This is a genomic window from Limnomicrobium aquaticum, from assembly GCF_040545545.1.
Lineage (GTDB): Bacteria > Pseudomonadota > Alphaproteobacteria > Rhizobiales > Rhizobiaceae > Ensifer_A > Ensifer_A aquaticum.
This window is the reverse complement of record NZ_JBEPMB010000001.1, coordinates 1,291,020-1,300,023: the sequence shown is the minus strand read 5'-3', so window position 1 is coordinate 1,300,023 and position 9,004 is coordinate 1,291,020. Positions and strand designations below refer to the sequence as shown.

Genomic DNA, 9,004 nt, shown 5'->3' with positions numbered 1-9,004 from the left:
GCCGTTAAAACAGTTGAGAGACGAATAATATGTCCCGTCGCCACAGAGCAGAAAAGCGTGAGATCAACCCCGACCCGAAGTTCGGTGATCTCGTCGTCACGAAGTTCATGAATGCCATCATGCTTGACGGCAAGAAGTCTGTTGCCGAAACCATCGTCTATGGCGCTTTCGATGCCGTTGAAGGCAAGTCGAAGCAGGAGCCGCTGACGGTTTTCCATCAGGCGCTCGACAACATCGCTCCGCACGTCGAAGTTCGTTCGCGTCGCGTCGGTGGTGCAACCTACCAGGTTCCGGTCGACGTCCGTCCCGAGCGTCGTCAGGCTCTCGCTATCCGTTGGCTGATCACTGCTGCCCGCAAGCGCAATGAAACGACGATGGTTGACCGCCTCTGCGGCGAACTTCTCGATGCTTCCAACAACCGTGGTTCGGCTGTCAAGAAGCGCGAAGACACGCACAAGATGGCGGACGCAAACCGCGCATTCTCGCACTACCGCTGGTAATCTCGACAAGGAAGGCAGACCACCATGGCCCGCGAATATAAAATCGAAGACTACCGCAATTTCGGTATCATGGCGCATATCGACGCCGGCAAGACCACGACGACCGAGCGCATCCTGTACTACACCGGTAAGTCCCACAAGATCGGCGAAGTCCATGACGGCGCTGCTACCATGGACTGGATGGAGCAGGAGCAGGAACGCGGTATCACGATCACGTCTGCTGCCACCACGACCTACTGGAAGGGCCGTGACGGCAAGACCCGTCGTTTCAACATCATCGACACCCCCGGCCACGTTGACTTCACCATCGAAGTCGAGCGTTCGCTGCGCGTTCTCGACGGTGCGATTGCCCTTCTCGATGCCAACGCCGGCGTAGAGCCGCAGACGGAAACCGTCTGGCGTCAGGCTGAGAAGTACAACGTTCCGCGCATGATCTTCTGCAACAAGATGGACAAGACCGGCGCTGACTTCTACCGCTCGGTAGAAATGATCAAGACGCGTCTTGGTGCCACCGCCGTTGTCATGCAGCTGCCGATCGGCGCTGAAAACGACTTCGTCGGCGTTGTCGACCTCATCGAGATGAACGCTCTCGTCTGGCGCGATGAATCGCTCGGCGCACAGTGGGATGTCGTTGAGATCCCGGCTGACCTGAAGGCCAAGGCTGAAGAATATCGCGAAAAGCTGATCGAGACGGTTGTCGAGATCGATGAAGAAGCGATGGAAGCCTATCTCGAAGGCGTCATGCCTGACAACGACAAGATCCGTGCGCTGGTTCGCCGCGGCACGATCGACGTCAAGTTCCACCCGATGTTCTGCGGCACTGCCTTCAAGAACAAGGGTGTTCAGCCGCTGCTCGACGCCGTTGTCGATTACCTGCCGTCGCCGCTCGACATTCCGGCGATCAAGGGCATCGACTTCAAGACCGAAGCCGAAATCGAACGTCATGCCGACGATGCCGAGCCGCTTTCCATGCTCGCATTCAAGATCATGAACGACCCCTTCGTCGGTTCGCTCACCTTCGCGCGCATCTATTCGGGCAAGCTCGAAAAGGGCGTCTCGGTCATGAACACGGTCAAGGACAAGCGCGAGCGCGTCGGCCGCATGCTGCAGATGCACTCGAACTCGCGTGAAGACATCGACGAAGCCTTCGCGGGCGACATCGTTGCTCTGGCTGGCCTGAAGGAAACGACGACGGGCGACACGCTCTGCGATCCGCTGAAGCCGGTTATCCTTGAGCGCATGGAATTCCCGGAGCCGGTTATCCAGATCGCGATCGAGCCGAAGTCCAAGGGCGACCAGGAAAAGATGGGCCTCGCGCTCAACCGTCTTGCTGCCGAAGACCCGTCCTTCCGCGTCAAGACCGACCAGGAATCCGGCCAGACGATCATCGCCGGCATGGGCGAACTTCACCTCGACATCATCGTTGACCGTATGCGTCGCGAGTTCAAGGTTGAAGCCAACGTCGGTGCTCCGCAGGTTGCCTACCGCGAAACCATCACGCGTCAGCACGAAGAAGACTACACGCACAAGAAGCAGTCCGGTGGTACCGGCCAGTTCGCGCGCGTCAAGATCGTCTTCGAACCGAACCCGGATGGCGACGATTTCAAGTTCGAATCCAAGATCGTCGGCGGTGCTGTTCCGAAGGAATACATTCCGGGCGTTCAGAAGGGTATCGAAAGCGTTCTGTCTTCGGGTCCGCTCGCAGGCTTCCCGATGCTCGGCGTGAAGGCCACCCTCATCGACGGTGCCTTCCACGACGTCGACTCCTCGGTTCTGGCGTTCGAAATCGCTTCCCGTGCCTGCTTCCGTGAAGCAGCGAAGAAGGCCGGCGCTCAGCTCCTCGAGCCGATGATGAAGGTCGAAGTTGTCACGCCGGAAGACTATGTCGGCGACGTGATCGGCGACCTGAACTCCCGTCGTGGCCAGATCCAGGGCCAGGAACAGCGCGGCATCGCGATCGTCATTCAGGCCCACGTGCCGCTGGCGAACATGTTCAAGTACGTCGACAACCTGCGCTCCATGTCGCAGGGCCGCGCTCAGTACTCGATGGTCTTCGATCACTACGCGCCGGTTCCGTCGAACGTCGCACAGGAAATCCAGGCAAAGTATTCCGGTCAGAAGTGACCGGAATACAACCGAACCTTTTTTGAATTGATGTCCCCGGACGGGGACCAGGAATGGAGAGCCGGAAATGGCAAAAGGTAAATTCGAGCGCAATAAGCCGCACGTCAACATTGGCACGATCGGTCACGTTGACCATGGCAAGACGTCTCTGACGGCTGCGATCACGAAGTATTTCGGCGAGTTCAAGGCGTATGACCAGATCGACGCTGCTCCGGAAGAAAAGGCACGCGGCATCACGATCTCGACGGCACACGTCGAGTACGAAACGGCTGCTCGCCACTACGCTCACGTTGACTGCCCCGGCCACGCCGACTACGTCAAGAACATGATCACCGGTGCTGCCCAGATGGACGGCGCGATCCTGGTTTGCTCGGCTGCTGACGGCCCGATGCCGCAGACGCGCGAACACATCCTGCTCGCTCGCCAGGTTGGCGTTCCGGCCATCGTTGTCTTCCTCAACAAGGTTGACCAGGTTGACGACGCAGAACTTCTGGAACTCGTTGAACTCGAAGTTCGCGAACTGCTGTCGTCCTACGACTTCCCCGGCGACGATATCCCGATCGTCAAGGGCTCGGCTCTGGCCGCTCTTGAAGACAGCAACAAGACGATCGGCGAAGACGCGATCCGCGAGCTGATGGCTCAGGTTGACGCCTACATCCCGACGCCGGAACGTCCGATCGATCAGCCCTTCCTGATGCCGATCGAAGACGTGTTCTCGATCTCGGGCCGTGGTACGGTTGTGACGGGTCGCGTTGAGCGCGGTATCGTCAAGGTCGGCGAAGAAGTCGAAATCGTCGGCATCCGCGCCACGTCGAAGACGACGGTGACGGGCGTTGAAATGTTCCGCAAGCTTCTCGACCAGGGCCAGGCCGGCGACAACATCGGCGCCCTGATCCGCGGTGTGAACCGTGACGGCGTTGAGCGTGGCCAGATCCTGTGCAAGCCGGGTTCGGTCAAGCCGCACAAGAAGTTCAAGGCAGAAGCCTACATCCTGACGAAGGAAGAAGGCGGCCGTCATACGCCGTTCTTCACGAACTACCGTCCGCAGTTCTACTTCCGCACGACGGACGTGACGGGCATCGTGACGCTTCCGGAAGGCACGGAAATGGTTATGCCTGGCGACAACGTGACCGTTGACGTCGAGCTGATCGTTCCGATCGCGATGGAAGAAAAGCTGCGCTTCGCAATCCGCGAAGGCGGCCGCACCGTCGGCGCCGGCATCGTCGCTTCGATCGTCGAGTAATCGATCATCGGCTGAATGGGTTGGGGCAGGGGCTCTGAAGGGTCCCTGTCTCGCTTTAGGTAAGAACAAACGATTCAAAACAGTCCTGCCATGCGGGACATGTTGAACAAGGACGAAACGAATGAACGGCCAGAATATCCGCATCCGCCTGAAGGCGTTTGATCACCGGATCCTCGATGCCTCCACGCGCGAGATCGTGTCGACCGCCAAGCGCACCGGCGCTTCCGTACGCGGTCCGGTTCCGCTGCCGACCCGCATCGAAAAGTTCACTGTCAACCGGTCGCCCCACGTTGACAAGAAGAGCCGCGAGCAGTTCGAGATGCGCACGCACAAGCGCCTCCTCGACATCGTGGACCCGACCCCGCAGACGGTTGACGCGCTGATGAAGCTCGATCTCGCCGCCGGCGTGGACGTAGAGATCAAGCTGTAAAAAGCTGAAAGTCCGGCGCAAGCCGAAACAACAAGGAAGGTACGTGGCAGCAATGCCAACGTCTTCTAGAAACGGGAAACCAAAGGACATCATGTCCGGATGGAATCCTTAAACAAGAGGCAAGAAGGGGCTTTTAGCTCCTAAAGGACTCTCAAAAGGAATGAACCTATGCGTTCAGGTGTGATTGCACAGAAAGTGGGAATGACACGCGTCTACAACGATGCGGGTGAGCATATCCCGGTAACAGTATTGCGGCTGGAGAACTGCCAGGTGGTAGCCCAGCGCACGGAAGACAAGAACGGCTACACGGCTGTTCAGCTCGGCGCCGGCACCTCGAAGGTGAAGAACACCTCGAAGGCCATGCGCGGCAACTTTGCAGCCGCAAGCGTTGAGCCGAAGGCGAAGCTCGCCGAGTTCCGCGTCTCCGCCGACAACCTCATCGAAGTCGGTAGCGAGATCGTTGCTTCGCACTTCGTTGCTGGCCAGCTCGTCGACGTCACAGGCACGACCCAGGGTAAGGGTTTCGCCGGTGCCATCAAGCGCCACAACTTCGGCGGTCTGCGTGCAACGCACGGCGTTTCCGTTTCTCACCGTTCGCACGGTTCGACGGGTAACAACCAGGACCCGGGCAAGGTCTGGAAGGGCAAGCGCATGGCTGGTCACATGGGCCAGACGCGCGTTACCACCCAGAACCTCGAAGTCGTCTCCACCGATGAAGCGCGTGGCCTCATCCTCGTGAAGGGTGCAGTTCCCGGTTCGAAGGGCGCATGGATCCTCGTTCGCGATGCAGTGAAGTCCGGCGCGCCGGAAACCGCTCCGCGTCCGGCTGGCGTCCGCGCCGCAGAAGCTAAGTAAGGGAGCATTGATTATGGATCTGACCGTCAAGACCCTCGAGGGCAAGGACGCAGGGAAGGTCTCCCTTTCCGACGCAATCTTCGGCCTCGAAGTCCGTGAGGACATCATTGCCCGCATGGTGCGCTACCAGCTCGCTGCCAAGCGCCAGGGCACCCATCAGTCTCTGACCCGCGGCGAAGTTTCCCGCACGGGTGCAAAGATGTTCAAGCAGAAGGGTACGGGCCGCGCCCGCCATCACTCTGCACGCGCTCCGCAGTTCCGCGGCGGTGGTAAGGCTCATGGTCCGGTGTCCCGCGACCATTCCTACGACCTGCCGAAGAAGGTCCGCGCTCTGGCACTTCGCCACGCGCTGTCCGCCAAGGCTAAGGCTGAAGAGCTGATCATCGTTGACAACCTGGTTGCCAACGAAGCCAAGACCAAGGCTCTTGCCGGTGCATTCGCCGGCCTCGGCCTCACCAACGCTCTCATCATCGGTGGCGCCGAGCTTGACGCAAACTTCAAGCTCGCTGCTCAGAACATCCCGAATATCGATGTTCTTCCGGTTCAGGGCATCAACGTTTATGACATCTTGCGCCGCGGCAAGCTCGTGCTTTCCAAGGCTGCGGTTGAAGCTCTGGAGGAGCGGTTCAAATGACTGATCTTCGCCACTACGATGTGATCCGTACTCCCGTGATCACGGAAAAGTCGACGCTGGTTTCCGAACAGAACCAGGTTGTATTCAACGTCGCCAAGGACGCTTCGAAGCCTGAAATCAAGGCTGCCGTAGAAGCGCTCTTCGGTGTGAAGGTCAAGGCTGTGAACACGCTGGTCCGCAAGGGCAAGACGAAGCGTTTCCGCGGCTTTGCCGGCAAGCAGTCGGACGTCAAGAAGGCCGTTGTCACGCTCGTTGACGGTCAGTCCATCGACGTCTCCACCGGACTGTGAGGGTAAACGACAATGGCATTGAAGAATTACAACCCCACGACCCCGAGCCAGCGTCAGCTGGTCATCGTGGACCGTTCCGGCCTCTATAAGGGCAAGCCGGTCAAGTCGCTGACGGAAGGTCTGTCCTCCAAGGGCGGCCGCAACAACATGGGTCGCATCACGGTGCGCTTCCAGGGCGGCGGTCACAAGCGGACCTATCGTCTCGTCGATTTCAAGCGTCGCAAGTTTGACGTTGAAGGCACCGTTGCGCGTCTCGAGTATGACCCGAACCGCACCGCCTTCATCGCTCTGATCAACTACGCTGATGGCGAACAGGCTTACATCCTCGCTCCGCAGCGTATCGCTGAAGGCGACAAGGTCATCGCTTCCGACAAGGCAGTGGACGTGAAGCCCGGCAACACCATGCCGCTTCAGTACATCCCGGTCGGCACGATCATCCACAACGTCGAACTGAAGCCCGGCAAGGGCGGTCAGGTCGCCCGTTCGGCTGGCGCTTACGCCCAGCTCGTCGGCCGCGACCAGGGCATGGCGATCCTTCGTCTGAACTCGGGCGAACAGCGCCTCGTTCATGCGACCTGCCTCGCCACGATCGGCGCGGTCTCGAACCCCGACCACGGCAACATCAACGACGGCAAGGCTGGTCGTTCGCGTTGGCGCGGCAAGCGTCCGCACGTTCGCGGCGTCGTCATGAACCCGGTCGACCACCCGCACGGTGGTGGTGAAGGCCGCACGTCCGGTGGTCGCCACCCGGTGACCCCGTGGGGCAAGCCCACCAAGGGCAAGCGCACCCGTTCGAACAAGTCGACCGACAAGTTCATCATGCGCTCGCGCCACCAGAAGAAGAAGTAAGAGAGGTAGTCATAATGGCTCGTTCAGTTTGGAAAGGCCCGTTTGTTGACGGCTATCTTCTCAAGAAGGCTGAGAAGGTCCGCGAAGGCGGTCGTGCGGAAGTGATCAAGATCTGGAGCCGTCGCTCCACGATCCTGCCGCAGTTCGTTGGTCTGACGTTTGGCGTCTACAACGGCAGCAAGCATATCCCGGTTGCTGTCAATGAAGACATGGTCGGCCACAAGTTCGGTGAATTCGCTCCGACCCGTACCTACTACGGTCACGGCGCGGACAAGAAGGCGAAGAGGAAGTAATCATGGGTAAGGCTAAGACCGAACGCCGGCTTGCCGACAACGAAGCGCAGGCAATTGCCCGCACGCTTCGCGTAAGCCCCCAGAAGCTCAACCTTGTTGCCGCGACCATTCGCGGCAAGAAGGTCGACAAGGCTCTCGCCGAGCTTGAATTCTCGCGCAAGCGCATTGCCGCCCAGGTCAAGAAGACCCTGGAATCGGCGATCGCAAACGCTGAAAACAACCACGATCTCGACGTCGACTCGCTCGTTGTCGCAGAGGCTTATGTTGGCAAGTCGATCGTCATGAAGCGTTTCCACGCTCGTGGCCGCGGCCGTGCATCGCGTATCGAAAAGCCCTTCGCGCACCTGACGATCATTGTTCGGGAAGTTGAACAAGGGGAGGCCGCATAATGGGCCAGAAGATTAATCCGATCGGCTTCCGCCTCGGCATCAACCGTACCTGGGACAGCCGTTGGTTCGCCGACAACGCCGAATACGGCCAGCTGCTTCATGAAGATCTGGCCATCCGCGCCTACCTCATGGAAGAGCTCAAGGCTGCTGGCATTGCCAAGGTGGTCATCGAGCGTCCGCACAAGAAGTGCCGCGTCACGATCCACTCGGCGCGTCCGGGCCTGATCATCGGCAAGAAGGGCGCAGACATCGAGAAGCTTCGCAAGAAGATCTCGACGATGACGAATTCCGAAACGCACCTCAACATCGTTGAAGTCCGCAAGCCGGAAATCGACTCGACGCTCGTCGCCCAGTCGATCGCCCAGCAGCTCGAGCGTCGCGTGGCTTTCCGCCGTGCGATGAAGCGCGCCGTTCAGTCGGCTATGCGTCTTGGCGCCGAAGGCATCAAGATCACCTGCGCCGGCCGTCTCGGCGGTGCAGAAATCGCCCGCACCGAGTGGTATCGCGAAGGTCGCGTTCCGCTTCACACGCTCCGCGCCGACATCGACTACGGTGTAGCCGAAGCTGAAACCGCGTTTGGCATCTGCGGCATCAAGGTCTGGATCTTCAAGGGCGAAATCCTTGAACACGACCCGATGGCCTCTGAACGCCGCGCAACCGAAAGCGACGCGCAAGGGTCGAACAACCGTGAACGTGGTGAGCGTAACGAGCGCCGCCGCGAGAACGCTTGATCTACGCTGGCGAAAGATAAGCTCGGAGAAGTAAGAAAATGTTGCAGCCAAAGCGTACAAAATACCGCAAGCAGTTCAAGGGCCGCATCCATGGCGTTGCCAAGGGCGGTTTTGACCTGGCTTTCGGTGAATTCGGTCTGAAGTCCCAGGAGCCCAACCGCGTGAATGCACGCGAGATCGAAGCGGCCCGCCGCGCGATCACGCGTTACATGAAGCGCGCCGGCCGCGTGTGGATCCGCGTATTCCCCGACGTTCCGGTCACCAAGAAGCCGACCGAAGTTCGCATGGGTAAGGGTAAGGGTTCGGTTGAATATTGGGCAGCCAAGGTTAAGCCTGGCCGTATCATGTTCGAAATCGATGGTGTCAGCGAAGAAATCGCCCGCGAGGCGCTTCGTCTCGGCGCCGCCAAGCTCTCTGTCAAGACGCGCTTCGTGCAGCGTATTGCAGAGTAAGGAGTGACTGAGATGAAAGCTTCCGACGTCCGCGCCATGAGCGCCGATCAGTTGAATGATGAGCTTGCCAAGCTGAAGAAGGAGCAGTTCAACCTGCGCTTCCAGAAGGCAACCGGCCAGCTCGAGAAAGCAGCCCGCGTCAACGAAGTCCGCAAGGACATCGCACGCATCAAGACCATTGCGGCCCAAAAGGCAGCAGAAGCCAAGGCTTGAA

At 59.4% G+C, this 9,004-nt stretch carries 13 protein-coding genes; all 13 read left to right on the top strand.

Features of this window, described 5'->3' with window-relative positions:
• Positions 1–29: 29 nt before the first annotated feature.
• Positions 30–500 carry a 30S ribosomal protein S7 gene (gene rpsG / locus ABID16_RS06495; RefSeq protein ID WP_109857972.1) on the top strand — a complete coding sequence of 157 codons (471 nt, stop codon included), beginning with the start codon at positions 30–32 and terminating at the stop codon, positions 498–500.
• Positions 501–524: 24 nt separating this feature from the next.
• Positions 525–2,624 (top strand): elongation factor G, encoded by a 2,100-nt coding sequence (gene fusA / locus ABID16_RS06490; RefSeq protein WP_354555485.1) that lies wholly within the window; start codon positions 525–527, stop codon positions 2,622–2,624.
• Between the two features lie 67 nt (positions 2,625–2,691).
• Positions 2,692–3,867: an elongation factor Tu gene (tuf, locus tag ABID16_RS06485; RefSeq protein WP_230826922.1), complete on the top strand. Its 1,176-nt coding sequence runs from the start codon at positions 2,692–2,694 to the stop codon at positions 3,865–3,867.
• 121 nt (positions 3,868–3,988) lie between these two features.
• Complete coding sequence (rpsJ, locus tag ABID16_RS06480; protein ID WP_003507767.1) at positions 3,989–4,297, top strand: 30S ribosomal protein S10; 309 nt, start codon at positions 3,989–3,991, stop codon at positions 4,295–4,297.
• A 168-nt stretch (positions 4,298–4,465) separates the two neighbouring features.
• Complete coding sequence (rplC, locus tag ABID16_RS06475) at positions 4,466–5,152, top strand: 50S ribosomal protein L3 (RefSeq protein ID WP_112627630.1); 687 nt, start codon at positions 4,466–4,468, stop codon at positions 5,150–5,152.
• A gap of 13 nt (positions 5,153–5,165) precedes the next feature.
• Positions 5,166–5,786, top strand: coding sequence for a 50S ribosomal protein L4 (gene rplD / locus ABID16_RS06470; protein ID WP_109857968.1), 621 nt, complete (start codon positions 5,166–5,168; stop codon positions 5,784–5,786).
• Positions 5,783–6,076: a 50S ribosomal protein L23 gene (locus ABID16_RS06465; RefSeq protein WP_109857967.1), complete on the top strand. Its 294-nt coding sequence runs from the start codon at positions 5,783–5,785 to the stop codon at positions 6,074–6,076. The genes rplD and ABID16_RS06465 overlap by 4 nt, the downstream gene beginning before the upstream one ends.
• A gap of 12 nt (positions 6,077–6,088) precedes the next feature.
• Positions 6,089–6,925: a 50S ribosomal protein L2 gene (gene rplB / locus ABID16_RS06460; RefSeq protein WP_354555484.1), complete on the top strand. Its 837-nt coding sequence runs from the start codon at positions 6,089–6,091 to the stop codon at positions 6,923–6,925.
• A 14-nt stretch (positions 6,926–6,939) separates the two neighbouring features.
• Positions 6,940–7,218 carry a 30S ribosomal protein S19 gene (gene rpsS / locus ABID16_RS06455; RefSeq protein ID WP_109857965.1) on the top strand — a complete coding sequence of 93 codons (279 nt, stop codon included), beginning with the start codon at positions 6,940–6,942 and terminating at the stop codon, positions 7,216–7,218.
• A gap of 2 nt (positions 7,219–7,220) precedes the next feature.
• On the top strand, positions 7,221–7,607 hold the full coding sequence (rplV, locus tag ABID16_RS06450; RefSeq protein WP_109857964.1) for a 50S ribosomal protein L22: 387 nt from the start codon (positions 7,221–7,223) through the stop codon (positions 7,605–7,607).
• Positions 7,607–8,338 carry a 30S ribosomal protein S3 gene (gene rpsC, locus ABID16_RS06445; RefSeq protein ID WP_112627628.1) on the top strand — a complete coding sequence of 244 codons (732 nt, stop codon included), beginning with the start codon at positions 7,607–7,609 and terminating at the stop codon, positions 8,336–8,338. The genes rplV and rpsC overlap by 1 nt, the downstream gene beginning before the upstream one ends.
• A 38-nt stretch (positions 8,339–8,376) precedes the next feature.
• Entirely contained in the window at positions 8,377–8,790 is a 414-nt protein-coding gene (rplP, locus tag ABID16_RS06440) for a 50S ribosomal protein L16 (protein ID WP_109857962.1), read from the top strand.
• Positions 8,791–8,802: 12 nt separating this feature from the next.
• The gene (gene rpmC, locus ABID16_RS06435; RefSeq protein WP_354555483.1) at positions 8,803–9,003 is read left to right on the top strand and encodes a 50S ribosomal protein L29; all 201 of its coding nucleotides are present in this window, start codon (positions 8,803–8,805) and stop codon (positions 9,001–9,003) included.
• Position 9,004: the final 1 nt, after the last annotated feature.